This is a genomic window from Streptomyces sp. NPDC002867 (genome assembly GCF_053591895.1).
In genome coordinates, this window is the sequence record NZ_JBSFUR010000063.1 from 1 (window position 1) to 25,490 (window position 25,490).

26 protein-coding genes and 3 pseudogenes are annotated in these 25,490 nt (G+C 67.8%); 9 read left to right on the top strand and 20 right to left on the bottom strand.

Annotated features, from left to right (window positions below; all coding sequences use genetic code 11):
- The first annotated feature begins 423 nt into the window (after positions 1-423).
- Positions 424-999 carry an adenylate kinase gene (locus ACWD0A_RS31815; protein WP_451303762.1) on the top strand — a complete coding sequence of 192 codons (576 nt, stop codon included), beginning with the start codon at positions 424-426 and terminating at the stop codon, positions 997-999.
- Between the two features lie 88 nt (positions 1,000-1,087).
- Positions 1,088-1,723, top strand: a complete 636-nt coding sequence (locus ACWD0A_RS31820) for a helix-turn-helix domain-containing protein (protein WP_451303764.1) — start codon at positions 1,088-1,090, stop codon at positions 1,721-1,723.
- Positions 1,724-2,006: 283 nt separating this feature from the next.
- On the opposite strand, the gene ACWD0A_RS31825 is transcribed toward ACWD0A_RS31820, so the two are convergent.
- From ACWD0A_RS31825 to ACWD0A_RS31845, 5 genes are all read right to left on the bottom strand, one after another.
- Positions 2,007-2,651 carry a hypothetical protein gene (locus ACWD0A_RS31825; protein WP_451303810.1) on the bottom strand — a complete coding sequence of 215 codons (645 nt, stop codon included), beginning with the start codon at positions 2,649-2,651 and terminating at the stop codon, positions 2,007-2,009.
- 118 nt (positions 2,652-2,769) lie between these two features.
- A complete protein-coding gene (locus ACWD0A_RS31830; protein ID WP_451303766.1) occupies positions 2,770-2,901 on the bottom strand; it encodes a hypothetical protein in 132 nt (43 codons plus the stop codon).
- Positions 2,902-2,970: 69 nt separating this feature from the next.
- A complete protein-coding gene (locus ACWD0A_RS31835) occupies positions 2,971-3,510 on the bottom strand; it encodes a SecY-interacting protein Syd (protein ID WP_451303768.1) in 540 nt (179 codons plus the stop codon).
- Between the two features lie 32 nt (positions 3,511-3,542).
- The gene (locus ACWD0A_RS31840) at positions 3,543-4,862 is read right to left on the bottom strand and encodes an ISL3 family transposase (protein ID WP_451303770.1); all 1,320 of its coding nucleotides are present in this window, start codon (positions 4,860-4,862) and stop codon (positions 3,543-3,545) included.
- Between the two features lie 154 nt (positions 4,863-5,016).
- On the bottom strand, positions 5,017-5,973 hold the full coding sequence (locus ACWD0A_RS31845; RefSeq protein WP_451303772.1) for a proline dehydrogenase family protein: 957 nt from the start codon (positions 5,971-5,973) through the stop codon (positions 5,017-5,019).
- Positions 5,974-6,106: 133 nt separating this feature from the next.
- On the opposite strand from ACWD0A_RS31845, the gene ACWD0A_RS31850 reads away from it, so the two are divergent.
- Positions 6,107-7,111, top strand: coding sequence for a GlxA family transcriptional regulator (locus ACWD0A_RS31850; protein WP_451303774.1), 1,005 nt, complete (start codon positions 6,107-6,109; stop codon positions 7,109-7,111).
- 290 nt (positions 7,112-7,401) lie between these two features.
- On the opposite strand, the gene ACWD0A_RS31855 is transcribed toward ACWD0A_RS31850, so the two are convergent.
- The 4 genes and pseudogenes from ACWD0A_RS31855 to ACWD0A_RS31870 form a co-directional block, all read right to left on the bottom strand.
- On the bottom strand, positions 7,402-7,665 hold the full coding sequence (locus ACWD0A_RS31855) for a transposase (protein ID WP_451303808.1): 264 nt from the start codon (positions 7,663-7,665) through the stop codon (positions 7,402-7,404).
- 25 nt (positions 7,666-7,690) lie between these two features.
- A pseudogene (locus ACWD0A_RS31860) lies at positions 7,691-9,133 on the bottom strand (transposase); the annotation flags it as partial.
- A 421-nt stretch (positions 9,134-9,554) separates the two neighbouring features.
- Positions 9,555-10,322, bottom strand: coding sequence for a transposase (locus ACWD0A_RS31865; RefSeq protein ID WP_451303776.1), 768 nt, complete (start codon positions 10,320-10,322; stop codon positions 9,555-9,557).
- Positions 10,323-10,354: 32 nt separating this feature from the next.
- Positions 10,355-11,005, bottom strand: coding sequence for a DUF6082 family protein (locus ACWD0A_RS31870; protein WP_451303778.1), 651 nt, complete (start codon positions 11,003-11,005; stop codon positions 10,355-10,357).
- A gap of 149 nt (positions 11,006-11,154) precedes the next feature.
- Here ACWD0A_RS31870 and ACWD0A_RS31875 point away from each other — a divergent pair.
- Positions 11,155-12,130: pseudogene (locus tag ACWD0A_RS31875) on the top strand (L-threonylcarbamoyladenylate synthase).
- A gap of 302 nt (positions 12,131-12,432) precedes the next feature.
- Here ACWD0A_RS31875 and ACWD0A_RS31880 read toward each other — a convergent pair.
- The 6 genes and pseudogenes from ACWD0A_RS31880 to ACWD0A_RS31905 form a co-directional block, all read right to left on the bottom strand.
- Positions 12,433-13,074: a carbonic anhydrase gene (locus tag ACWD0A_RS31880; protein ID WP_451303780.1), complete on the bottom strand. Its 642-nt coding sequence runs from the start codon at positions 13,072-13,074 to the stop codon at positions 12,433-12,435.
- Between the two features lie 257 nt (positions 13,075-13,331).
- Entirely contained in the window at positions 13,332-14,432 is a 1,101-nt protein-coding gene (locus ACWD0A_RS31885) for a recombinase family protein (RefSeq protein WP_451303782.1), read from the bottom strand.
- Between the two features lie 477 nt (positions 14,433-14,909).
- A complete protein-coding gene (locus tag ACWD0A_RS31890; RefSeq protein ID WP_361202743.1) occupies positions 14,910-15,113 on the bottom strand; it encodes a hypothetical protein in 204 nt (67 codons plus the stop codon).
- 125 nt (positions 15,114-15,238) lie between these two features.
- On the bottom strand, positions 15,239-15,928 hold the full coding sequence (locus tag ACWD0A_RS31895) for a response regulator (RefSeq protein ID WP_451303784.1): 690 nt from the start codon (positions 15,926-15,928) through the stop codon (positions 15,239-15,241).
- Positions 15,916-17,541 carry a sensor histidine kinase gene (locus ACWD0A_RS31900; protein WP_451303786.1) on the bottom strand — a complete coding sequence of 542 codons (1,626 nt, stop codon included), beginning with the start codon at positions 17,539-17,541 and terminating at the stop codon, positions 15,916-15,918. Before ACWD0A_RS31900 ends, ACWD0A_RS31895 begins: the two co-directional genes overlap by 13 nt.
- 325 nt (positions 17,542-17,866) lie before the next feature.
- Positions 17,867-18,408: pseudogene (locus ACWD0A_RS31905) on the bottom strand (Tn3 family transposase); the annotation flags it as partial.
- Positions 18,409-18,716: 308 nt separating this feature from the next.
- Here ACWD0A_RS31905 and ACWD0A_RS31910 point away from each other — a divergent pair.
- On the top strand, positions 18,717-19,022 hold the full coding sequence (locus tag ACWD0A_RS31910) for a hypothetical protein (RefSeq protein WP_451303788.1): 306 nt from the start codon (positions 18,717-18,719) through the stop codon (positions 19,020-19,022).
- 60 nt (positions 19,023-19,082) lie between these two features.
- On the opposite strand, the gene ACWD0A_RS31915 is transcribed toward ACWD0A_RS31910, so the two are convergent.
- Genes ACWD0A_RS31915 through ACWD0A_RS31925 form a run of 3 tightly spaced genes read right to left on the bottom strand, consistent with a single transcriptional unit; the run spans position 19,083 to position 19,893 of the window.
- Positions 19,083-19,415, bottom strand: a complete 333-nt coding sequence (locus tag ACWD0A_RS31915; protein WP_451303790.1) for a DUF6233 domain-containing protein — start codon at positions 19,413-19,415, stop codon at positions 19,083-19,085.
- Between the two features lie 49 nt (positions 19,416-19,464).
- Positions 19,465-19,683: a hypothetical protein gene (locus tag ACWD0A_RS31920; RefSeq protein ID WP_451303792.1), complete on the bottom strand. Its 219-nt coding sequence runs from the start codon at positions 19,681-19,683 to the stop codon at positions 19,465-19,467.
- A 30-nt stretch (positions 19,684-19,713) separates the two neighbouring features.
- On the bottom strand, positions 19,714-19,893 hold the full coding sequence (locus tag ACWD0A_RS31925; protein ID WP_451303794.1) for a hypothetical protein: 180 nt from the start codon (positions 19,891-19,893) through the stop codon (positions 19,714-19,716).
- 104 nt (positions 19,894-19,997) lie between these two features.
- On the opposite strand from ACWD0A_RS31925, the gene ACWD0A_RS31930 reads away from it, so the two are divergent.
- The gene (locus ACWD0A_RS31930) at positions 19,998-20,252 is read left to right on the top strand and encodes a hypothetical protein (protein ID WP_451303796.1); all 255 of its coding nucleotides are present in this window, start codon (positions 19,998-20,000) and stop codon (positions 20,250-20,252) included.
- Positions 20,249-20,623, top strand: coding sequence for a PIN domain-containing protein (locus ACWD0A_RS31935; RefSeq protein ID WP_451303798.1), 375 nt, complete (start codon positions 20,249-20,251; stop codon positions 20,621-20,623). The genes ACWD0A_RS31930 and ACWD0A_RS31935 overlap by 4 nt, the downstream gene beginning before the upstream one ends.
- A gap of 76 nt (positions 20,624-20,699) precedes the next feature.
- Here ACWD0A_RS31935 and ACWD0A_RS31940 read toward each other — a convergent pair whose 3' ends face one another.
- Positions 20,700-22,544: a hypothetical protein gene (locus tag ACWD0A_RS31940; protein WP_451303800.1), complete on the bottom strand. Its 1,845-nt coding sequence runs from the start codon at positions 22,542-22,544 to the stop codon at positions 20,700-20,702.
- Here ACWD0A_RS31940 and ACWD0A_RS31945 point away from each other — a divergent pair.
- Complete coding sequence (locus ACWD0A_RS31945) at positions 22,510-22,992, top strand: hypothetical protein (protein WP_451303802.1); 483 nt, start codon at positions 22,510-22,512, stop codon at positions 22,990-22,992. The two genes, ACWD0A_RS31940 and ACWD0A_RS31945, sit on opposite strands and share 35 nt — an antisense overlap.
- Before the next feature lie 703 nt (positions 22,993-23,695).
- Here the strand turns inward: ACWD0A_RS31945 and ACWD0A_RS31950 are convergent.
- The gene (locus ACWD0A_RS31950) at positions 23,696-24,448 is read right to left on the bottom strand and encodes a hypothetical protein (RefSeq protein WP_451303804.1); all 753 of its coding nucleotides are present in this window, start codon (positions 24,446-24,448) and stop codon (positions 23,696-23,698) included.
- A 473-nt stretch (positions 24,449-24,921) separates the two neighbouring features.
- On the opposite strand from ACWD0A_RS31950, the gene ACWD0A_RS31955 reads away from it, so the two are divergent.
- A complete protein-coding gene (locus ACWD0A_RS31955) occupies positions 24,922-25,377 on the top strand; it encodes a hypothetical protein (RefSeq protein WP_451303806.1) in 456 nt (151 codons plus the stop codon).
- Positions 25,378-25,490 lie beyond the last annotated feature (113 nt).

The window sequence follows — 25,490 nt, forward strand, 5'->3', positions numbered from 1 at the left end:
AGCATATACGCGTCCTCTGTGTTTTGTGTTGTTGTTCTGTGTTGGGGTTAGCCTTTGGGGGCCCGCCGCGGCCCCCCCCCCCCCCGGGCCCCCCCCCCCCACCCGGCGGGCCGGGACGCGGCGTAAAGGACAGCCGCAAGCGGCTGGGGCCCGCCCCCTAGAGCGCCCTTCGGGCGCGGGGCGGACTAGCGGAAACGCCGCCCCTGAGTGGCCTTCGGCCACGGGCGGCTTTTTTCTGCCCTTCGGGCAGGCGCTGCGCGCCGGGCCCCTTCAAGCGCCCTTCGGGCGCGGGCCCGCCCCTGCGGGGCCAAGGAGCCGCCTTCGGCGGCGCCGGTACTTCCGTGCCCGATGCCGCCGCCCCCAAGGGTGATCCTAGGTGCTGTAAAGTTTGGCATGTCGACTAACTCTGAGGAGAAGGCGCACATGCCAAGGATCGCCCTGTTCGGAGCGCCGGCCACGGGAAAGACCACCCTGGCCCGGTGGCTCTCCACAGAGCTGGACCAGCCCCACACCGACCTCGACGACCTGCTGTTCACCCCGGACGGGCCATTGCCGCTGGAGGAGTTCCGGCGGCAGGCGGGAAAGATCACCCGCACTGACGGATGGATCGTCGAAGGCAACTTCTCCAAACTCGCCGACGTCGTATGGCACCGGGCCGACACGCTGGTCTGGCTCGACTTCCCGCTACCCCTGATCTTGTACCGGATCGTCCGCCGCAGTCTGCGCCAGCTCTCAGGGCGAGAGGACAGCGCACAGGCCAGACGCCTGACCTGGTCCAAGGCGTTCTTCGCCCACCGATCCCTGCTCCGCACCGCCATCCGCAAATACCGGGCGAACCGCCCCCGCTACGTCCGCCAGGTCGCCGAGACCGCCGAGCTGGGCGTTCAGGTGGTCAGGCTCCGCGGCCCGCGAGATGTCCGCCGCTGGAAGGAACAGACAGCGAAGGGGCCGGCGGAGAGCCACTCGCGAGAAGCGGCCCGGCACACCACCGGCCCCTAACCAACATCCAGGCCGACGTCACCGCCGACCGAGGAAGCCCCACCAGCGTAGCCCGCCCCGCCGGAACACCCGAAAGAAACCCTTCCCCGTGATCCCCCGCAACCGCCCCGTGATCAACGAATCCGACATCGCCCAACAGGCCGGCGTGCCCATCGCCACCTGGCGGCGCCGCGACGCCCCCGCCTTCCGCCAGCGAGTGCCGGCCCTCTTCCCCAACAGCCGCACCCTGATCTACGACCTCGCCCAAGCCCGGGCCTACCTCGCGGGCAGACCCATCCCCGCGCTGCCCACCGGAGAACATCCCGACGACCTTCTCAACGACGAGGAAGCCGCCGCCCTGCTCGGCGTCGCAGCGAGCACCGTCCGCGCCTACGCGAGCCAGGGTTACCTCCCGGCGGGCACCACCGTCTACAGCCTCCGCGTCTGGCCACGCCATGAAATCGAGCACCGTCGCGACAACCCGCTTGGGCAAGGAAAAGGCGGCGGCCGCCGCGCCGGCGAACCCCAGGGGCCCCGCAAGGCCCACGCCTACGAAGGTGATCCCCGCCTGCACACCGCCGCCGCAGCACTCAAGACCGCCGAGGGCACCCCCCGCACCCACCTCGCGGCCACTCTCGCTGACCAGCACGGCGGATCCACCCGCACATGGGAACGGCTCCTCGCCCAGGCCGACCGGACGACCGGAACGGCCCCGGACGCTCGCCGCCGTCCCCCGTCTCACTGATCACGACGCCGAGCCCAGCCACAGGCTTACCTGCCCGGCGCTACGGCTCTCTATCGAGTCATCGTGGAGCGTGCGGCATTGATGTGGCAGAGGGCAGCCGATCGGAGGGCTGCGCGCGGCTGCGGTGGCCCACACGTAGACCCGGCTGCGGCCAGGCATAGAGCCGAGTCGTGACCGACGTGGAGCCGTGCAGGTCAACGGCCACCGCTTCCACCTCCTGCGCGGAAGCCCCGGGCGAAAGCGGAGGCACATCCTCAGGTCAGCGGGCGTCTCCGGTCGGGGATCAAAGAGGCTGCTCATCCGGGTGACCACCCATCCTCCGGCCAAGGTATTTGAACAAGCAGACGAACGGCCAGACGAACGGCCAGACGAACGGCCAGACCACCCACTTGATCGGCCAAGTGATCATCTTGAAGATCCACAGCAGGAATCGAGAAGTCCTCGACCGTGTAGGCGTTGACTCAGGGTCACGGGTGTAAAGCAGCCTTTTCTGCTCCGCAGCGAGAAGTCCGGCTGTCGAGCCCACCACCGCCGGAACCACGATCCAACCAGCGAACCGGAGAACGATCACCCAGCGCTGTTGAACAGTTCGTAGATCTAGATCCTTTTTGGGAGCGAACGGATCCGCATACCCGAGCATGAATTGAGCGGCCAGGACCCAACGGGAGCCAAGAACAACAGCAGCCGTCACGTACAGAGCCCCCAGCACAACGAAGAACCAAACCCCTCGCTTGCGGAACCAAACGAAGAAGGGCCACCGCAACCATTTCCGATAGACGACGGTGATCCGGCGCCAAATCGTCAGGGGTGGCAGGTCAGGATGTCCCATGGCGAGCGCCTGGTGGGCACGCCGAGAGGCGCGCTCCGCCCTGCGCTGCATCCGGCGGGTGGTGGCCGGGCGCACGGCCACGTCCGGCTCGGTACCCATGATCGCAGGCTAAGACGGTCAGGTACTGTTTGCCGCTTTTGCTGGGTCGGTTGCATCATGCGCTGCCAAGGCCAGGGACTGATTGCCGCCGTTTGCGGCTGGTGACGATCCTGCTGGCTTATTGTGTGGCCGCCTCGACGGTGTCCTCCGACTTGAGGTTCAGCTTCGACTTGAGGTCGTTGAACCTGTTCTTGACGTGCGGCGTAGCCTTCGCGGCAACAATGCGCACCGCACCTACGGCTGCGACCACCTTGATCACGTTCTCAGCCGGACGGCGCCGACCACTTAGCGCACGCTCTGACACGGATGGTTCGGACCCCTACAGGTCCGCCAGGAACTGTGCCAGTGATGGCGCGACCAGCCGACCACCGGGGTGACCGATTTCCTGGAGCAGGATCCTGCCGGTAGCGTTGTCGAGGACGAAGAACAGGTCGGAATCGGTGCCAGCGACGGGGAACGTAATGTCACCGCCGAACTCCGCCGCCTGTCGACGCGCGTGTTCGGCCAGACCACGCACGGTGTTTTGGAGTTCCTCCTCGTTCCACTGGGTGCAAAGGAACGCCGGTTCACCGGAGTGCTCCAACCTGTCCCACGAGCCGCACCAGAGGCTGCCGTAGAGGGCAATCACATCTGGGTGCAACGTCGTGCCGATCTCGGCGAGTGTGCTCTCAAGCTCGGCAAAGTCCGGAGCCGGCTCCATCGGCACGGGCTTCCACCGGATCATGCCGTCGGCGGTGGGCTCCCCCACCTGGCAGGGGGACTGCCATTCGGGGTCGTATTCCACGACGTTCCAGCCAGCTTGGTCCAGGATGGGCCAGAGGTCGTCGAGAAGCAGGGCGGCGATCTTGTTCTCGGTCAAGTGGACTCCAAACGGCGTAGTTTTCAGGGTCTTCAAAGTCGAGCGGTGCGGAGGTGTCCGCGGGCTCGGCGGGTGGTGACACAGCGTGTGCGTAGGCGTTGGTCCTCTGCGTTGCGGAAGCCGAAGGCGTTGCGGGCGACGAGCTTGATCACGCGGTTGATGCCCTCGCTCTTGGCGCTGCTGTGGCCGGTGTCGAGGAACGCGGTGATCTCCGCCCACCACCGGTCCACGGTCACGGCCAGCCGGACGACCTCGGCGATGTCCGAATCCGCGCACCAGGTGAGGAACTTCCATCGGGCATGGCCGACTTGGTGCCGGTCGGCGCCGGTGCGGGCCAGGGCGAGGAGATTGCGCAGGCTCTCCTTCGCGATCCACGCAGTCAGCAGCGTCTGCCCGATCTGCCCCTCGCCCAGCAGTGGGTTCCACATGGTCGCGAACTGCTCATCGGTGAGGTCCTCGCGGTTGCGCAGGAGACGTCGTCTGGCTTTCCACTCCGGGTCGCTGGCGCGTCCGCGTCGTCCACGTGCCTCGGCGGTGGTGCGGCGCCGGAGTGTGGAGAGCATTTTGTTGGCGAGCTGGACGACGTGGAAGTGGTCGACCACGACGGTGGCGTCGGGCAGGCCGGTGCGGATCGCGGCGCGGTAAGTGGCCGACATGTCGATGGTGACGTGGGGGATGTTCTTGCGCCAGGTCAGCGGTGTGGTGGACAGCCAGGCCAGGACATCGGCGACGGTGCGGCCCTCGACCTGGCCGAGCAGCCCGCCGTGGCCCAGCGCGTCAACGAACCCGGTGTGCCACCGATCCCGGGTCAGGCGCCACTTGCTGGACTCGGGGTCCTGCTCCCACTTCGTCCTGCCCCGCCGGGTCTCGTCGACGCCCAGCACCTTCACCTCGGGCAGCGGGGCGTCGACGACCTCGCGCGCTGATATACGGAAGGCGCCCATCACCGTCGGCCAGGACAGGTGCAGGTCTCGGGCGGCCTGGATGACCGTTGAGCCGGCATCGCGCACCCGGCGCCCGGCCGCCTGGCGCAGCCGGGCGGTGATCCGTGCCCCGGCCGGTATCTGGGCGACGCTCTCGGTGAACGACTTCCTCGGGCACGTCGGCTCGCGGCACCACCAGCGGCGCTTGTGCCACAACAGCACCAGCCCGCGTTCCCCTTGGGGAAGGTCCCGAGGACGGGTCCGGGCTGTGCCCTTCACCTTCCAGGCGAAGGCCCCGCACTCCGGGCAGGCGCGAGCCGTTTCCTCCGCCGTGGCCAGATGCACCCGGCGGGTGCCGTCCTCAAGCCGCTCGACCCGCACGACGGACACCCCGTCGAGGCCGAGCAGCAACGTCGCTTCGTTGGGCAAGCCCGTGGCTCCTGCTTGATCTCTGCCCGGAGAACAGAAATGATCACGCGCTCGATGGCGAGACAGCAGCGGATCGGCTCTGGCCGTCGGGTCACTGGCGCTTCGCAGGGCAGTGTGCCCAGGCGTCATGACGTGGGCCCGGATCAGGTGGTGGTCATGCGGCCGCGTCGACGAGGGCTTGGAGCAGGCGCTGGGGATCTTCGGCGATGCGGTTGCAGACGTAGAGCCACCATTCCGTGCCGAAGACGATGTACTCCCGGGTGGGGTGGCCGCGCTCGGCCATGGCTTGGAGGCGGTCGGGCCCAAGGCCGAGGAGGGTCTCGAACTCCCAAGGATCGGAATCGGTGCCCTTCCCTCCGAGGTGCTGGTCAATGCGGTTGATCAGATCCCAGTCGTGGGTGGCGAAGGAGCACAGATGGCCCGAGTCGGCCAACTGTTGCGCATACGCAAGATAGGCGGCGGTCAGGGCGGGGGCCTCGCGCCGGTGGGCGATGGCCTCAGGTTCGAGGAAGGCGCCCTTGACCAGGCGGATGCGGCCGGGACGGGAAAGCAGCTCCGGCAGGTCGTCTGCGGTGCGATATAGGCGTGCCTGGACAGTGATGCCCACATGATCGAACCGCTCGCACAGCTTGCGGTGCAGGGCAAGAACCTCGTCGGTCCGGTCGGAGCCTTCAGCCGAGATCACCATCTCCCGCCCGGTGTCGGCGGTGGCCTGGGCGATGCGGGAGGCGTTGGCAAGGGCAAGCTCCGCATCGACGGCCAGGCCGATGTGGGACAAGTCGAGGGAGATCGAGCACCCGGGTGGCAGCAGACGGGCCGCAGAGAGGAACGTGTCGGTCTCTTCCGTGGCTCGCCGCGGGTCGCGGCAGCTCTCGCCCATGTACTCCACGTTCACGCGGTGGCCGGCGGCCAGGACCTGCTGCGCCCGGTCCAGGGCGTCGGGCAGGGTTTCACCGGCCACGTACCGTCGCGCAACTTTGCGGGCCAGAGGGCCCAGGATCGGGTCACCTGGGACACGCCACTTCAGCTCCTCGTCGAGCGCGAGCCCACGCAGGACTTGGGCAGCCTGTGACGAGAGGGCGGCGTTGGTAGCGGGGATCTGCGTGGTCATGCGCTGTGCCTAGCTGTTCGCGGGATGGATGAACGCCTGCGAGCCTTCCAGGCCGGTGCTATCACCTGAGAGTGGCAGATACGACAGGTAAGCTGAAATTCCTGCCACTGTGGCAAGAGAGGATCGGGAACCGATGCTTCACGACGTCGCCGTCCTAGCCCTCCAGGGTGCCCACGCATTCGAGCTGGGCGTGTTCTGCGAGGTCTTCGGGATCGACCGCAGCGACGACGCGCTGCCCGTGTACGACTTCGCTCTTGTCTCGGCCACCGGCGACAGCGTGCCGACCCGCCACGGCTTCGAGGTGCGGGCCCGGCACGGCCTGGAGCGGCTGGCCTCGGCGGACCTCATCTGCGTCCCGGCCTACGACCTCAATGTGCGCCAGCCGGACCACCTGACCCAGGAACTGCGGGCTGCTGTGAAGCGTGGCGCTCGGGTCCTGAGCATCTGCACCGGGGCCTTCCTCCTGGGCGAGGCCGGGCTGCTCGACGAGCGACGCTGTACCACACACTGGCGCTACACCGACGAACTCGCCCGCCGCTACCCGCGTGCCCGGGTCGAGTCGGACGTGCTCTACGTCGATGAGGACCCGGTCATCACCGGCGCCGGCACCGCCGCTGGCGTCGACACCTGCCTTCACCTCGTCCGCAAGGAGCACGGCAGCGCCGTCGCCAACGCAATCGCCCGCCGCATGGTCACACCCCCACACCGTGACGGCGGCCAGCACCAGTACCGCCAACGTCCCCTCCCCCGGGAGGGGACCGGGTCCCTCGCCCCTGTCCTGGCCTGGGTGGAAGCCAACCTCGACCAGTACCTGACCGTCGACGCAATGGCCCACCGTGCCCACCTCTCCCCACGGACCTTCGCCCGACGCTTCCGGCAGGAAACCGGGACCACACCACTGCAATGGCTGACCGGACAGAGGGTCCTGCTCGCGCAGCACCACCTGGAGACCACAGACGACCCAGTAACCGCGATCGCCCACCGCACAGGCTTCGGCACCGTCGACAACCTCCGCCACCACTTCGCCCGACACCTCGGCACGACGCCCCAGGCATACCGGCGGGCGTTCAGAGCCCTGCCCACCAGCCGACGATCCGCGCCCCTCACAGTTTCACAAGGGCCGCGCAGTACTGACTGATCGCTGTCCGGCCTTGAGAACAGAACCAGGTCGGCAAGCCCATCACTCACCGTGACCGCACGGCGGTGGCCCAGACGCTGCGCACCGCTCAAGATCGAAGACCCAGTTTTCACGCTGCTCCTGGCGCGCTACCGGGCCAGTTGCGACAGCGAGTCTACGGGCCGGGCCAGTAAGGCCCACTGGAGCCGGTACTCCTCCGGGGATCACCTACGGTCACCATCGAGCCGACTACCGCGGGGGACTGGTGTCGATTGAATACGCGAGCTCACCAGTATCAGACCCCTATTCGGTCACGCGGCGGGGCGGAGGTCGAGGCGGGCAAGGTGGCTGATGCGGGTGCGGTCGAGCGGGTGGCCGTTCCACCAGGCGTCGAGGCGTATGAGGTTGAGCGCGACGGCGGAGAAGGCGTGCTCCAGGTGGGTCTTCTGTAGGCCGAGGTAGCGGGCGCGTCTTATCCCGGTGACCGCGACGGCCTGGTGGATGGTTCCCTCGATGCCCGCGCGGGTTCCGTACTTGGCTCGCCACTGCTCGTCTGCCCTGCTGGAGGCGGGCATGGTCGAGGACTTCTTGAACCTCGCGGGGTTGCAGGGAGAGGGTCCGGCCGCCGGTCTTCGAGCTGGTGCACTGGTCGCGCACCGGGCAGGGGCGGCATGTCTCCTTGTTGAACTTGATGACGATGGCCTTGGTGCCGCGCAGGGTGGCGGGGCTCCACCAGGTGCTGGTGTCCCCGCGTGGGCAGGTGGCCTGCCGCTTGTCCCAGTCGATGGTGAACGCGGTGCGGTCGAACCCGGCGCCGGCACGTGCCTGGGGTGAGCTGTTCATCAGGACCGGGGTGACCAGGGTGACCCCGAAGTTCTTCTTGATGCCCACGATCAACTCGGCGGAGGCGTAACCGGAGTCGAGGAAGTGCTCGGCGGGCAGGAGATCGCGGGCGGCGAGCATGTGATGGACCGGTTCGGTCATTTCCGCGTCGGTCACTGTGGCGTCGGTGGTCGCGATGTTGGTGATCAAGCGCGGCGGCGGTCCGTCGGCTCCGGGGATCAGCGCCTGGCCGTCGGCAGCCGGATCCTGGTCATCGGCATCGTCGCAGGACTCGCTGATGTGGATCTTGTAGCCGGTCCACCAGGAGCTCTGTTTGAGGCCGTAGCGCGCGTCGGTGTCGTACGGAGAGGCCAGCCGCAGTCTGCCGGGCGGGAGGTCTTTGCTCTCCCGCCGCTTCACCTCCGCCCCGGCTTCGGACATGGTGCGGTGGTAGTTCTGCACCCACATCGTGCGCAGGACCTGCACCGCCGGGAGCTCACGCAGCCAGGCGGGCGCATCAGGGGCATGCACCGCCTCCAGCATCGCGAACCCGTCCCGGCCGTAGACCAGGGCCATCTCCTCGCGCTTGCTCGTGGAAGCCGGCGGATGCCACGAGTGAGCCCGCGGACCGTAGCGTTCGGCCCAATCGTGAACGGGCACTGCCTGGGTCAGCCAGTCCGGGGCCGCGCAGGCCAGCGCCTCCAGCGTGGCCCGCAGTGTTTCCCCGGCCAGCTCCAGCCTGTTCAGATCGCGTACCGCCGCCAGCACGCGGGTGGAGTCGGTGCGCTGTTTGCCTCCGGCCTTCACCAGGCCCCGGTCCTTGAGGGCGGTCAGCAGCAGGTCGAGCACCTTCTCCTCCAACCCGTGCTCGACCAGTCGCGTGCGGAACTCGGACAGCACCGAGGCGTCGAACCCGGGATCATCCAGCTCCAGGCCGAGGGCGTATTTCAAGTCCATGCCGTACCGCACCCGATGCGCTGCCGCCCGGTCGGTGAGGTTCTCGGTGAACTGCAACACCGTCACCAGCGCCAGCTGGCCCGGTGACCAGCCCGGCCTCCCTCGAGTTCCGAACGCCTCGGCGAACTCGGCGTCCGCGAACAACTCGCCCAGTTCGTCACGGACCCGCATCGCCAACGGGTACGGGCCACGTGCCGCCACCGCCCGCGCCACTTGCGCGGTCAGCTCAGGCACCTTCGGCCACGGCCTCGGCTGCATCGACATTCCACACCCCACCCGCGACCGGGAACGCCAAGACGGCCGCTGCTGCCCTGACCAACGAGCCGCCAGCCATGCTGGGCACGGAATAAGCCAGCAGGATCGGTGACGTGGTTCTTACCGGCATCCCATGTAGCCAAGCCCGATGCCGCTTGGGCCTGACGGCGCGGGCGCTTTGTCGCCAACCTTCCGCGTATGCCGAATTTCCGCCTTTGTCGATTCGGCATCCGCTCGAGAGTTGGCTTGTACATGCGAAGCCGTCCCGAAAACGGTCGGTTTCGGGACGGCGGCCGCGTGACCCGACGCGCCGAGGCCGGAAGTCCCGAAAGGCGTCCCAAAACCGTCCGGCCCGGGCAGGGTTTCGGGACAGCGTTTAAGGGTTGTCCCGTAAATGATCTTCGGGTGGTCGGACTGAAGGCCCGTCCGGCTATCCGCCGAGGGTGAGGTTGTGCAAGCGGGCGATGCCGAGCATGGCGTGGTGGACGCCGTCGCCCTTGAGGCGGCAGTCGCGGAGAGTCTTCCATGTCTTCATGCGGGCGAAGACGTATTCCACGCGTGCACGGACCTGCTTGTGCGACTTGTTGTGCGCCACTTTCCAGTCGGGCAGGTCTTCGCCCTTACGGCGCCGGTGGGGCATGACGAGTCCGGTGCCCGGATAACCGCCGTCGGCAATTGTGAGGGTGCCGCCGACTGCGGCCCTGGCGCCGGATTCTTGCCACGCTTTGCAGTCGTTGCGGTTGCCCGGCAGTGGTCGGCCCACCACAACCACCAAGCGGGTGTCGGCGTCGATCACGACCTGGTGGTTGGTGGAGTACCGGTTGTTCTTCGACTGCTCAGCTGCGTCGTGGTCGCGGGTAGGCACCAGGGTGCCGTCCACGATCAGCACGGTGTCCTTGGCGAAGCGGCGCCTCGGCTGCAGGGACATCAGCGGGCCGAGCTGAACGATGATCCGGTCCGCCGCCGACTTCGAGACGCCGAACAGCGGGGCCAGCTGGCGCATCGTCAAGTTCGTACGCCAGTAGGCCGCGACCAATAGCACCCGGTCCTCCGGGGTCAGACTCCAAGGTCGTCCCCGGCGAACCGTGTCGGCGCCCTGACGCCGCAGGGAGGCCACCAACTTGCCGAACTGGCGCGGGCTCAGTCCGGAAAACGGCGTTATCCAAGACGGCTCCGACGCCGTAATCACACCAGCCACACCGTGATCATCTAGCCTGTGGCAGGCAACGCCTAACGTCGGCTGCGCAGCAGCGACCCGAGCGCCAGGCCGGTGCCCAGACCGATCAGGGCACCGACCGATGTCCGCAGCGCGGGCGACGCCCCCGCAGGCGGCACGGCAGGCGGACGGGACGCAATGGTCGAGCGAGTCGGCGGTCCGGAAGCGACAGCCCGAGCGTGCTCCTCGCCCACGATGGCCAGGAAGCGACGACCGACCCGGCTTGCGGACGTGCTGGGGATCCACGAGGTGTGAGCCCTGCTCCAGTAATGTCGGCCAGCCTCTCCGGCGAACATCCCGGCGAGCATGTCCCGCAGCAGACCTTCGCGAATGGTCCCGATCTCGAAGCCCATCCACGCGTAGTTCATCATGAGGTCGGCGTAGACATGCCGCTTCTGCTCATGCGGATCGACGATGTCAGTGTCGCCCCACACGGGCTGAAAGAGCGGCATGTCGTCGAGTTCTAGGCGGACGAGTTCCAGGTAATAGCTGCGAATCCCCTGGACCTGCTCCGCCCTCGCCTGCCGGTTCTGCACGACCAGGGAAACAGCGACGCCGGCCAACGCCAGCGCCGAGACGATCGCCGAGGTGAAGCCGTACGCCGCGCCGATCTGACTCAGCCTGTTCCAGTCCACGCCCTTGGAGCCGGATAGTGCCTCCAGCACGAAAGGCGACAACGGCCTCGGGGAACAACGGAACAGCCATTAGCGCTAAGCAGTCGATCTTGAGCACCTCCGGGGACCAACGGAACCGTGGTTGGCGCTGAGATTGATCACGACCGTCGCGGGTCTTTGACGCACCTAGGATTGCGAGAGTGACGGCAATCAGTGACATCGAGAAGGCGGCCGGTGTGCTGCGCGCCGGCGGCCTGGTGGCCCTCCCGACCGAGACCGTCTACGGTCTGGGCGCCGACGCTGAGGACCCGGTCGCCGTCTCGCGCATCTTCCAGGTCAAGAGACGTCCGCCCTCGCACCCGTTGATCGTCCACATTGGGAGCGCGGAGCACTTGGACGACTGGGTCGAGGACGTGCCCGCGACGGCGCGCCTGCTGGCCGAACGCTTCTGGCCGGGGCCCCTCACGCTGGTCCTGCGGCGCGGGCAACGGGTGCCTCTGGAGGCGACCGGTGGCTTGGAGACGGTGGCCGTGCGCGTGCCCGACCATCCCGTGGCACTCGCGCTGCTGTCGGCCTTCGGCGGCGGTGTCACGGCCCCGTCCGCCAACCGCTTCGGGCTCGGTGAGCCCCACGACCGCGGACGACGTCCGTGCCGAGCTCGGCGACGCTGTCGACTTCGTGCTGGACGGCGGCCCCTGTCAGGTCGGTGTCGAATCGACCATCGTCGACGCCACCGGCGAGATCCCGACCATCCTGCGGCCCGGCGGGGTGTCGCGTGAGGACCTCGAAGCAGTGCTGGGATGCCCGCTCGCGGTCCCTGCGACCAGCCACATCCGGGTGCCGGGCCAGCATCCGTCGCACTATGCGCCGCGGGCGCGGGTCGTCCTGGTCGAGCCGGAGAAGGTCGTCGCCGAGGCGGAGTTGGCGCAGGAGCTGGGGCACCGGGTGGGCGTCTTTCTTCCTGCCGCCTTCGCCGGCGCCGAGGTGAAGGCGCACGAGGTGGTGCAGGTCCCCGGTTCGATGGCCGCCTATGCGCGGGGGTTGTACGGGTTCCTGCGCGAGCTCGACCAGCGGGGGTGCGACCTCATCGTCGCGTCCCTGCCGGTGGAGGAGGGGCTGGGGCTGGCGATCGCCAACCGGCTCCGCCGCGCTGCGGGGCCCCGGACCACCGTGTGACCAGCACCGACGCTGTGCCTTACTGCTCCCGGATGCGGGGGCCGGGCGGATTCGTGGCGGGTTCGGCTGAGCTATGGCCGGTCTGGCAGGCCGGGCACAGCTCGTGTCGCCCGTCGTCGGTGACGACCGTTCCCCATCCCAGGCACACCTCGCAGCCCGTGGCCCGCGCCGGGTCGGCGCGGGGTCGGCTCCGTGAGCCATCGGGCGGTGCCCTTCGGGGAGTGATCGAGCGGTGAATCCGGTGGGTTTCCCCATCCACGTATACGAGTCTGCGGCGACCAGGGCAAATGACGCCGGGGCGGTCAGGACGCGGCGGGGACCGCCGCGTCGAGGCCGCGGGAGGCGACGAGCTGTGCACTGCCGTCGGCCAGCCGGTAGGACAGCCCCACCACGCCGAGACGGCCGGCGGCCACCCGCTCGGCCAGGGCGCGGGAGCGCTCCAGTAGCAGGTCCACGGTGTTCTCGATGTGCCCGGCCAGGATCTCGTCGGCCGTCTCGCGTCCGGCGGCGCGGGCGGCCAGCACGCTCAGGGTCACCCGTTCGACCACGTCACGGACGAAGCCGCCGGGCACCTGGCCACCGTCGGCTGCGGCACGGGCGGCTGCGATGGCCCCGCACGAGTCGTGGCCGAGCACGACGACGAGCGGTGCGTCGAGCACGCTCACGCCGTACTCGATGGAGCCGAGGATTTCTGCACCGGCGACATGCCCCGCGGTGCGCACCACGAACAGGTCGCCCAGGCCGCGGTCGAAGATGATCTCGGCGGCCAGCCGGGAGTCGGAGCACCCGAACAGCACGGCGAAGGGCTGCTGGGCCGGTGCGATCTCGGTGCGGCGGGTGGCGTCCTGGTTCGGGTGCTCGGGGGTGCCGGAGATGAAGCGCTGGTTACCGGCCATGAGCAGCTCGAAGGCGTCGCGGGGCGTCGGGTTCTGGATCTCGGTCATGGCGGCAGCCTACGAGCGGGCACCAGCCGTCGCACCGCCTGGTCCCGCCGGAGCTCACCAGGTCGGGCCACACCGGCGGCCTCGTCATCACCCCCAGGCGCCGGGCGAGGACGGTCTCGGTGCAAAACCTCAGCGCGTGACGGTGCTGCCCCGCCCCGTACGGCGAGCGGTCCAGGGCCCTGCGTTCGTCGTCCACGTCCGCACAACGAGCCAGGCGCTGCCCGCGCCGTCGGCCGAACGAGGGCGGACCGCCCGGGTCACTCGGCGTCCCCGCCGTTGCGGGCCTGCGCCAGCAGCTGGGCCACGGCGTCCTTCGTTGCGTCCTCGGTCTGCTCGGCGAGCGCGTCGGTCACCTCGTCGCTCATGCCGTTGAGAACCTGCTGGGTGAGGCGTTCCATCAGCTCCGGGTCGGTGCCGCTGCCGGGGCCGGTGAGGTCCACCCTCGTGGGTCGGCGCGGGGCGACGATGCCGGGCCCGGCCGGTGCCTGGTCGTGCTCGGCGTCGGCGAGTGCGCGGTAGACAGAGGCGACGGAGGGGTGCTGGCCTGCGTTCTTCCCGGTCTTGATCGTCAGCTTCTTGGCGATCTCGGGGACGGGCACGCCCTTGTCCTTGAGTGCGCGGGCGAACAGCAGCATGTCGTCGTCGATGACCTTCGGCCGTCCGCCGTGGTTGCCCTTGGTCGCGGCGGCGAGCTGCCCCTCCAGGGTCTTCTCCCGGATGTAGTTGCGGTCGAGCTGGGCGGCGACGGCGAGCACGGCGAAGAACATGGCGCCCATGCCGTTGGGGTCGTAGATGCCGCTGAGCGGGCCGGTGAGGAGTTCGAGCTGGACGCCGGCGGCCTGGAGCTGGTTGGACAGGGTCATCAGCTCGGCGGCGTTGCGGGCCAGACGCTTGAGCTCGTGGACGGTGAGGATGACCTCCTGGTCGGGGGCGGCCTCCTTGATGTCGTACGCTAGCTTCAGCGCCTTCTCCAGCTCCGGCCGGGTCTTCACCCGCGTGGAGATCTTCTCGGAGAAGATCCGCTTGCACAGCGGTTCGAGTGCATCCAGTTGGCTCTGCAACTCCTGCTGCGCGGTCGAGCAGCGCGCGTACCCGATCCGGATCGGCTTGGCGGCCGGCGCCGCCGGAGCGGCCTCGACGGGCGGGCCCGGCTTCCACGGCCGCCCGGGACCCCGGTCCTCCGGCACGAGGACGTCGAGTTCCTCGCGGAGCGCGGGCACGAGGATGAAGCGGGCGGTGTGGTACTTCGTCGCGGTCTTCCCGCCGCGGGTGCGGCAGGCACTGCCCGCCGGGGCTTCACACTTCGGACAGTCGTTTCGTTCTACCGCGATTGCGGCTTGATCGGGCGTCAGATCCACACCGGAAGTCTGTCAGAACTGTCTCGCACAACGCCCAGGTTTTGAGAGGACTTCTGCGAACGACGACCTGCGGAAACGTGATTGCTTCCGGGGCTCTCGCAGAACTCTCGCAACCGGTCATTTGTGAGAAGCGTAGGGTACTCATGACCTTGACTCAGGGATCGTTCTCCACACTGGAAAACGACCAACGGGGCTGCAGCACATCGGCTGCAGCCCCGTCGCTCATCGGCTTGTAACGACCGGGTCTTTGCGGCCCGGGCGTCAGTGCTCGAAGACGTCAGGGAATGTCATCGGCTGCGGCTCCGGCTGCGGCGGAGCCGGCGGCTCCGGCTGCGGCAGCTGGGGGGCCGGCTCCGGCGGCGGCTGGTACGGAGGGATCGGGATTACCGGGGTAACCGGCTGCACAGGGTCGGTCATCTGTTCTCCTCGAATGCCATGGAGCTCTTCTGTCGATCTGATGGCGTCGGATATGACGCCTTACATGTCGTCCAGGGTCTCGGCCACCCAGGCGGCTACGACAGAACCGACGGCAGCGCCGACCAGCGCTCCTGCCGGCCCGCCAGCAGCGAAGCCCAAGAAGGTCATGCCGCGCCTCACCAGCAGTCCGGCTCCGCCGGCTGCCACGCCTGCGGCGGCCCTCTTGACGTACCGTTCGGTCTTGTCTTCGTGGCTCTCTGCCATGCTCGTCCTCCCCTTCTAGCCCTGCATCGATGAAAGCGGGCTGATTCAATGGTCAGCCAGGGGTCTCCCGAACAGATATGAGGGAACCCATATGAATGGCGACCTTGAAAGGGGATCCCCCTCGTTCAATCCGCGTCGGGTTCATCCGGATCGGGTTCGCTGTGGCTAGTGGTGTCGCTGAGGTATTCGAGTACGATCAAGACGCGGATGTTGACCGCTGGGTCGTCCTCGGCCGACGGCAACCCATAAGCTATCCGAATAGCACTGATATGCTTCTCGACTGCCCCCACTGACATGCCAAGCTTGGCCGCGATCGCTTTGTTTGTGAACCCTTGCGAAATCAGCTCGACGACTTTCCGTTGCATCGGGGTCAGCTTCCCTCCACGGCTGGAAAATCCGTGAAGCTCCGCGTCAATGGAGATGCCCCCAGCCTGCACAGTACTGGCGTAATTCAGTAATTGGGGAACGTCCTCTAGCTTGTCTTTTAGTACATAACCGACGCGGCCACCCTGCTGCCCGATACTTATTACCTCTAGCGCGATGCGTAGTTCATTGTGTTGTGACCACACGAGCAAACCGATTTCGGGGAATTTTTCCCGGATGTCTCGGGCGGCCCTCAGTCCCGCAAACGATCCTTCACCAGAACGTGAGAAGTCGACGTCCAGCAGAATCACATCAGGAAGTACTCCCTTCGCGAGTTGTGCATAGGTTTCCCGAATTGACTTGGCCTGAGTTACCCGAATCGCGCGCTGCCGCAAAGCGGGCGCGAGGAGGTCATGATAGAAAAGCCCGTCATCGGAAATCAGGATGTGCATGGAATTTCCACCCTTATGTGTGTGCCCTCGCCAGTTGGGCTGTTCAGTTTGAAGGTCCCTCCGAGTACCTTCACGAGCTGGGTCGCCCTATGAATGCCGACTCCCGAGGAAGCGGGCGATTCGGCACCTCCCATGCCGTCATCGTCGACTTCCACGATGAGTCGATCGCAGTGGAGGTTGACGGTAACGCGGATGTTATCGGTACCCGCATGAGCCCTGGCATTGAGTACTGCTTCGCTGATCACCCCGTAGGCGGCATGCTCTATACGCTTAGCCCAGTCTTCATCGCCCTGCAACAGCTGGTCGCGAAGAGTTTCGGAAATGGCTACATTCTCCAGCGCGAGTCCCAGTCGGTCGTAAAGTGATTCGACTCCGGCTTGCAGTCCGTATTTTTCAAGCGCTGGCGGAAATAGCTGGAATGAAACGTCCCTGATCTGCTGCTTAAGCTCCTCGACTCCGTCCAGGGCCTTCTGTATCAGTTCCGTTGCCCTCGAATTTTCCAGCCCCGGTTCACCCTTAAGTTGGTTGAGGGTGAAACGGATTCCCATGATCTGTTCTTGTCCGCCGTTATGAAGGGCACTTTGAAGTGCCTTGCGCTGCTTCACCTCTGAGTCGAACAGCATCATGCCGGCTTGGGCTACCTCTGCTTGAAGAGCTTCCTTCTCAAGGATGATTCTTGTGACGGTTGCTACTGACTGCAGTTGCCGAGCACCAGTGAGAGAGGAGTCATGAATGAGTACACCAAGCGGCTGTCCCCGCCATTCCAGATAGGTCTTCGCGCGCCTCGGGTCTGTCGGGAATCTGATAGCCCCTCCAGCCGGGTTGGCGTATCGTTCCTCGTGGGGGAGCCATGGGTAAATCTGAATTTCTGGGTCTCCGAGCCACTTAGCCAGGAGCTCCCGATATCCCTCGCTGGCCACCTGCTCAAAATCGGCAAGCCGCTCGAAAGCGCTCGCCCGACCAGCCCATTCCCGAAGTGCACCAACCTGACTGGCGACAGGAACAAGCAGTACAGCCGTGGCATAACCGAAAAGAAGGATGTGGTTCAGTCGGGCAGACGCATTTACCAAGGCAACAATCAAGAAGCCGCTGACGATCAGTGCCGCCAGAGCAGCGGAGAACCAAACCGGAGCAGCACTCCTGCGCATCACTGGTCTCTCTGAACGCCAACGCCGAATCAGCAACACGAAAACGGCGGCACAGAGCATCATCCCGGCTACCGTCCCAGCGGTAGCCCACGGCGAGTAGGTCCCTGCTTGGGGATCGCCCCAGACCTGCGGTGGAGGCGATTCTTCGACGAGGTACCGAGCGGTCTGGGTGACCAGGATGACGCCGTAAAGACTGATGACGACGACGAATGTGATGCGACCCCGCAATCGGCCTGAGGGAAAGCTCAAAGCGATGTGAGCCATGACCGCAGCGTTGAAGAAGAACAAGCAGAAGCCGATGGCATATAGCAAGCGGTTCCCACTGAACTGCAGATCCCCGACATACCAGGTCAATCCGTACGCAACGAGCAGAGTACCGATACGGCTCAGGCGAGGGCGCCGTACGATCATGACGAGTCCGGCCGCCACTGCTGTGATGCCTGCGCTTTGGATGGGAATTTGCATCCACCACGGCCATGGGGCCTTCCCTATGGACAACGACACGGCATATGCCGCAAAGGCTCCGCAAGACATTGCTATCGCAGTGACGGCAGCTGCTTGCGAGGGGCTGAGTGCAGCCGAGTCCGCGAGCGTCTCATCCGTGTTACCCATAAGGAGCGGGCGATTGAGGTTCGGCATCCCACGATGCTCGGCGTTCGGCGATTCCGGCACCAGGTAGGTATCCCCCGTTCTTGTCCTCGACTCTGAGGGTCCCCCCGCTGGCAACGCGGATGCCGGCGGCTTCATCCGCGCCGCGACTCAGGAGCGGTGTTCCCCGCTACCGCCCAGTTCATCTCACAGCGTCCTCATCTTCGTCAGGCTGGGCCGCGTCCGGGTCGCGTAGGGGTCGCAGGGTGTCACCAGCGGGGGTGGAGGCGCGGAAGCTGTAGCGGCCCAGGCAGTTGAGGTTCGCGTGCTTGAGCGGGGAGAGCCGGGCAACCTCCTCGTCCAGGACGTCGTGCTCGCGCTGGTCGGCGGGCAGCGCCCTCAGCGTGGTGACCGCGGCGTCCAAGTAGCGGGTCGTCCACAGCACAGCGGCGTTGAGGACCAGGCCGAGGGCGCCGAGTTGGTCCTCCTGTCCCTCGCGGTACGCCTGCATGATCTGCCCGCGCTTGCCGTGGCAGATGTCCCGGGCCAGCTTGTGGCGGACTCCTGGACGGTGAGCTGCCGGTTCATCTGACGGCGGTAGGTGTCGTCGACCGGGTCGACGACGCGCAGCAGGTGCAGCGTTTTGGCGATCCGCCCGTACTCGGCGAATGCCTGCCCCAGCGGGGTGGGGCGCCCCTCGCGGCCGAACATCCGCAGGAGGTCGTACGCCCTCACGTTCCCCGAGTCACAACAGCACCACCGTCAGCGCAACCGCAACGCCGCCAACGAGCCCCAGAACTCTGCCTGCTCGGCGAGCCACCGATGCTGCAGCCGCGGACCCATGACTAACTATCAGGTCAATCACCCCCAGGCGCGCTGGTCCCCGTGACCAGGTTCGAGCCTGAGGCAGCCTACTTCCAGCTGCCGTGCTCAACATCGCCCGCACAACCTCATCCGCACCGGATAGATGGACAGCTCGCTGCCGGACGGACCACAGCCGCACCAGCTAAAGATCAGAGAGGGGGCGACGTGACCACGTCCCCCCGCGGACCGTGCCGCCATCACTGCCCAGGACCGCTCCCAGAACCGATGACGAGCTGCGCGACCCGGGCGACATCGCCCCCTCGGCACCGGTCACGGACCGGGAACTGGAGCTCGCTGAAGTCCTGATCAGGGAACTGACCGGCATCGAGGTACGCGACCTCCACGACGAATACGCCGATGCCCTGGAGCAGCTCGTCGCGGCCAAGGCCGGCGGCGGCACGCCGCCCGTGCCGCAGGAGGCGGTGTCGGCAGTGGACCTGATGGCTGCGCTGGAGGAGAGCATCCACGCGGCGAGAGCCGCGCGCGGGGACTGACAGCTTGCCTCCAGATTCGAGAATGTGCCCCCAAGGGGGTATGCACGAACGCACTGCGTCCTAGTCCAGCACCCCGAGCTCCGAGTCCGGGCGGCAGAACTGGCAGGCCTCCACACCCTCGGCGAGCAGCCGACGCGCTTCGACGGGCGGCACGATCTTTGTCCGCTTCGCCATGCGGCAGTCGCCGACGTGGACCTCGAAGGGCTTGCGGTCAGTGCCGATGCCGTGGGAGATCACGAACCCCGGGTCCTTCGGCGGTGCCTGCCGCTCGGCGTGGGCGGCCGCGGCGGCGCGCTGCTCCTCAGCTGCGATCCAGCGGTCTGTCTGGGCGAGCTGCTGCTCTTGGACACGGCGCAGGAAGCGGAGGAGATCGAGACGCGGAACTTCGGACACATGTTCGAGTGTGTGAGAGTGGGGTGCCCGGGCACCACAGCGGGAATGATCAACCCTCCCGGGCGGCCCTCTTCACGGCCTGCTCCAGCTCGTACCTGTTCGCGCCTGTCGACGTCGCGTACTCACTGATCGCGTTCTCCACCACGGCCGCCGCCTCCACCCACGGCCGCCACGCTTCGGGGCTGTAGCCGGCCGCCGTCGCCGCCTCACGAGCTCGGTTCGCCTCACGCTGGAGTTCGATCAGGGATCTGGGGAGTTCGTCGGCCACGGCCGGATGGTACGACCGTGCCCGGCGCTGCTACGCCGGAGGCGCGGGGACGCGCTGTGCGAGTCGCACGATCAGCTCGTCCGCAGCGTCGGCCTCGACCTCGTTCCCGTCGGCCAGCGGCCGCAGGAGTCGCAGCACGGCGTGAGCCTCTCCCACGGTGAGCAGCGGCATGCGGTCGCCTGGGGCGTCCAGGAGGTCGTTGAGATCCACGACCGATCAACGGACGACGCTGGCCAGGGTTACGACGACGCCGGCCGGCACCAAGGAGCGCGAGGGGCGGACTGATGTGTTCTACCGGCGGTAGAATCGCCGGCATGAGTAAGCCGACGAGCATCAAGACCAGCGAAGAGGTGCGCGACAGGCTGCGCATCCTGGCGGACGAGCGCGGCACCACGATCACGGAGCTGCTGGAGGAGCTCGCTACCCGCGAGCTCACGGCTGCCGAGCGGGAGCAGCGCGCCCTCGAGGCGGCTTCCGAGCTTGGCGTCGAGTACACCGAGCAGGTCGAGCAGGCCGGCCAGGACGCCTGGGCGAAGATCCGCGCCCATCAGGGCGGCGCCGCCGCATGAATTTGACGGCCGTTCTGGACCACACCGCGTTGACCGCCCTCTATCGGGCGGACCCGTTCTTCACCGGCCTGTACATCGAAGCCTCCCGCGGCACCGGTCGCGTCCTGGTCCCGTCGCTGTCCGTACTTGCTGCCGAGCGTCAGGTTGCAGGAGCGGGCAAGCACGCCGCGTCGCTGCGGTTCACGGAGAGCGTCCCCTTCAGCACGGCGCACGCCGTCGATGCGATGGACTGGAGAAACGTGGACTGGCCGGTGGCTCACGCCGCGGCGATCGCCTGGCAGGCGGTCAAGGCGGGTGAGCCGCTCACGGTTTTGTCACTTGAGCCCGAGCTGTACGCGGGAACGGGCATCACCCCGCTGAATCCCACCTGACCCGTCGCATCCAGACGCCGACGCACGTCGCAGGAACGGCGGCCGTTTCCACTGGAAACGGCCGCCGACTTCATTCTCAGCGCGCGTTACGCAGGTACTCGCGCCGTGCGGTGACCAGCGTCCGCCATCGGCTGCGGGTGGGCTGCTCGCCGTCCAGCCACCGTGCCGCGGAGTCACCGCTGAGAGAGCGGTCGGCCATGAAGTGGGCGATGTCGACGTAGTACGCGTAGTCGCCGCCGCGAGTGAGGTTTTGCAGCCGTGAGATCGCAGCGCTGAGCTTGTCGTAGTCGTTTTGGACGGCGTGGTGGAAGCACAGGGCCAGTTCCAGCGCGGCTTCCGCGGCGGTCAGGCCGGCGTTGCTGATTTCGGTGCGGAGCAGGCGTACGGGCTCGAGACTGCTGATTGCCCCGGCGTCTCGGACGAGGGCAGCGATCTTCGTGGTGAGGGTGGTGGCGCGCAGGTCGAGCCCCGTCAGCATCTGTTCGGCAAGGTGGAGTTCGTCGTCGGCGGCGTCGGGGTTTGTGAAGGCCAGGACGAAGGCGCGCTGGGCCTGGCTGGTGGCGCGTTCGCCGGCGACATTGTGCTGTTCGGCCTCATCGCGGGCGGCTTCGTATGCGGCGGCCGCGCGTTCCATGTCGCCGTGGGGCCAGAGGATGTCGCCTTCGACGCGGTGGTGGCGGCCTTGCCAGCCGAGGGTCTGCGCGACGTCGTACGCGGTGGGGAAGTCGCCAGCGAGGCGGGCGAGGTGGGCCAGGCCGCGCCGGGCGGCGGGGGCGAGGCGGCCGCCGCCGTCGGCGACGAGCTGCATTCCTTGCCGGGAGTCGTCGGAGCGGCCGATGTCGCGCTGGGCCTTGGCGAGGTAGTAGACGGCCATCTCTTGCAGGTCGGTGGGGAGCAGCCCGGTGTTGACGACGGTGGTGAGCCGGTCGGCGGTGACGGTGCGGTGCTCGTGCTGGCGGCGGGCGAGCGCGCTGAGCAGTTCGACCAGGGCGTCGGCCGCGGTCTGCGACCTCTCAGTGTCTGGCCGGGCGGGTGGGGCGATGGGCTCCCACACGGAGTCGCTGACGTAGCTCCATGCCGCGCTGGCGAGCCAGTCAAGGTCGAGCCGGAAGTCGCGGGCAAGGGCGAGGCCTTGGCGGAGACACCCGACCAGCAGCACCCGGTCCCGCCCGGAGCCGGCGGCCCACTGCCCGCCGAGCGCTTCGAGGGCCCGTTCGGCGGCCTGCTGCCAGTCGCGCGGGGACCAGCGGTCGTCGGCCTGGTCGTCAGCGCCTCGGACGGTGGAGCGGATGAGGCCGTGCAGGTGGTACGGCCACAGCCCGAAGGGCTGCTCTCGGACGAAAGGCCGCTCGATCAGCCGCATCGCCGGCGCCTCGTGGGTCATGCCTGCAGCCCGAGTTGCCAGGGCGAGGTCGAAGGCGTCCAGCAGCGCGACGGAGCGCAGGACGTGACGCTCATCCGGTGTGAGGTCGGACAAGGTGCGGGCGATCAGGGCCGGGAAGTCGTGGTCGAAGTCGGCCGGCTGCGGGTCGCGGCCCGTACGGCGGATTTCCAGGAACCGCATCACCGACAGGTCAAGGTAGAGGGGCAGGCCGTGGGACCGGTCGGTGATGACCTGGCGGATCTCATCCCCGATGAGCGGCTGGCCGTCGCGGGCGAGCCGGCGGGCGAGGTAGTCGTCGCAGTCCTCGGGGGAGAAGTCGCCGATCAGCACCTGCCGCCTGCGGCCGCGGCCGGCGAGCGCGGATGTGGTGCGGGCAGCTGGGATGTCGTGCGCGACCAGGCCGGGCCAGGCGGCGGGCCCGGTGTAGTCGAGTTGGCCCTGGAGAGCGGAGTCGGCCCACTGCAGGCGGGAGCGGCCGGTGATGACGAAGAAGGCATTGGGCATGAGCCACACCACCCGCTGCAGCAGGCGCTCCATGTCCCGGTGGGTGCGGTCCCCCGACGTCCTCGAAGGTGTCCAGCAGGATCACCGGCGTCACCTTCTTGTCCGCCGGGAGCTGCGCCAGCTCCCAGGCCAGCAGGTGCGGGTAGAAGGAAAGCGCCTCCAGGTCCGGCTCAGCTTCCAGCAGGTCGGCGAGACCCGCTGCAGCAGGCGCTCCATGTCCCGGTGGGTGCGGTCCCCCGACGTCCTCGAAGGTGTCCAGCAGGATCACCGGCGTCACCTTCTTGTCCGCCGGGAGCTGCGCCAGCTCCCAGGCCAGCAGGTGCGGGTAGAAGGAAAGCGCCTCCAGGTCCGGCTCAGCTTCCAGCAGGTCGGCGAGCCGCGCGCATCCGGCGAGCGCCCGGACGGTCTGCCGGCGCTCGCGCAGCGCCCGCACGAGGAAACCGGTCACCGCACCGACCGCCGTGCCGACGCTGCCCGGTAGCAGCAGCGCCTGGGCGACGTCCGCGAGCGCGGACTGCATCTGCTGCGCCCGGCTGGCCGCCGACGATCACGACGACCGGCCGGTCCTGGCGAGCAGCGCTTTTCGTCCATGCCGGAAGGATCACCCGGCTCAGAACGTCGCGGCTTTCGTCGTCGGACAGCACGACCGATACGACGTCCCTGTCTCTCACCGGTTCTCCTGGGCAGCCACGAGCGTCTCCTTGCTGGTCTGCAAGTCGTGCTCTTCGTACATGTCTTCGTGCGCTGGCCAGCCGCCAGACGATAAGACAACTATACCATGCACGCATCACATTCGTGGAATGCGGCACGCCTGCAGGCGTCTGCTGTGCTGCCTGGCTGATGCGTGACGGGGGCGGCCTGGCGATGTGCGGACACGCAAAAGGCCGGCGCCCAATCCGCCGAAGCGGGTGGCAAGGGCGCCGGCCAACCGAAAACACACACTCCGCGGGAGAACCCGAGAGGTGGTCTCGCTAGCGAGTGTATCCGCCTGTCCTGTCCCGGTGAAGTTGGCGATGCCTGCTGCCGTGAGCTGCGGTTCGCCAAGGGACGGACAGCGGCCCCGACGTCCCGCTGATCACGGCGATCCGGGGAACGAGGCGACATGACCCGCAGCTCGCCGGGTCGGGTGACTGGCGGGGCGGTCGTCCTGCCGGACTGGTCAATGCGGCCGCCCCGCCGCCCTGTCACCGCTGGGGGATCTCGCCGTCCATGAACTCCCGAAGGTGGTCCTGGCAGTTTTTGCGCCCCTCCAACGGCGGCAACCCGGCGGCCTCGCCCGCATGCCAGATCGCCTCAACCATGATCCCTGCCGCCTCGTACCACTCCTCATCCCCACGGAACGGGATGGCGGCCGCGCGGGCCATCGCACGGGCGGCCTTCCTGGCGGCCACGGCGGTCGGTGTCCCAGGACCGGCGAGGCCGGGGGCGGTGTCGTAGGTGAACGGGTCCCGGCCCTGGGAGCGGATGACGTCCGAGCACCACGTCGGGTCGTCGGCGAAGACATCGAGAGCGGCGCGGGCGAGCGTCCGGCCGTCGGGCAGCGTCCCGGCCTTCGACAGGGCGAGGAAGGCCGCGTGGTACGTCTCGGCGTCGGTGTCGTACGAGTAGGTCTCGAACCCGGCCCGGTTCAGGGCCGCCTCAGCGGCGTCGGAGCACGCGCGATACGTCCGCTGGACCCGCTCGTTGTCGGTGTAGTAGAAGAGCTGCTCAACCTCGCCGCCTGCGGTAAACCACGTGCTCGCCTCTGTGGTCACGGCATCGACGGCCAGGAGCTGGTCGGCGGCCTCGATCAGGCCCGCCGCCCGCAGTTCGCGGGAAAGGCGGCCCCAGCTGCCCTCGGAGGGCTCGCACATCTTGAGGCATCGGGAGTACGGCAGGCCGGTCGCGGCCTGGATCTGGCGGGCGAGCTGCGCGGCGCGGGTCTGCTTCTTCGGCATCGTCGTCTCGGATTCCGGCGGGCTTTGCCCACGCCGTGCCCGCCCCGGTTGCTCGATGCGCTTGATGATCTACGGGGGACGCGGGCCTGTGAGACCTTCACCCGGGATCGCCTGCTGCGTGGGAGCTGACGGCGGGGGGCTGTGCGCGCCTAGCCGTCCGGCAGCGTAGCAGTCGATCCCGCCAGTTCGCCGACATTCGCGCCGAGGTTCCGTCCACGGGACGGGGTTAGTGTGGGAGAACGTGCCCCCGCGGCAGGGCCTGCATGTCCGCGCACGAGGACTGGTCCGCAGTCCTCGCCGTCCCACCGTTCGTCAGGTTGAGCGCGCCGTTCGCCACGTTCACTGAACACCTCCCGGTGCCACATGAGGTACGTGCTTCCTTGCCGACGATGACATAAAGGGGTTATTGTTGTCTCGTTGGCGTGTCGTGGCAGCGCGCCAGCACCGAACACACCTCACACCAGGAGCAGCCCATGCCCATCTACCTCGCCCGGCGCGATACAGACCACCACATCCAGGAGCTCGAAGCCCCCGCCGTCACCGACGCCGCCGAGCGCGCCTCCGGCGAGAGCGCGCAGCTGGCCTGGCCGGCCAGCGCCGCGGCCGCGTCCGCCGAACTCGCCGAGCTCGCCCGTGTCCTGGCCGACGCCGATGTCATCGTGCAGTGGCACCCCGACGGCCTCCTCCTGCCGGACCTCGCCTCGGGCCCGGGCGACACCGCCGGTATCCGCGTCCGCGCCACCGGCCGCGCCCCGCACGCCCTGTACGTCATCACCGCCGCCGCCCTGGTTCCGCTCACCCACGCCGCCGGCGCCCTCGCCTACCTCCAGCCGCTCATCGACGCCGCCGCCCGCAGCTGCGACGGATGCGGCGCCGAGCCCGGTGAGCCGTGCCTGCCGAACTGCCTGCCGGACCCCTCAACCACCTGACGCCCGCCCTGGGCGGGGCGCCCTCGCCGGCGCCCCGCCCGCACCGTGATGGAGAAAAGAAGAAGATGATCCGCGCCGGACGCCTCAAGTACGCACAGACCATGGCCGACCTG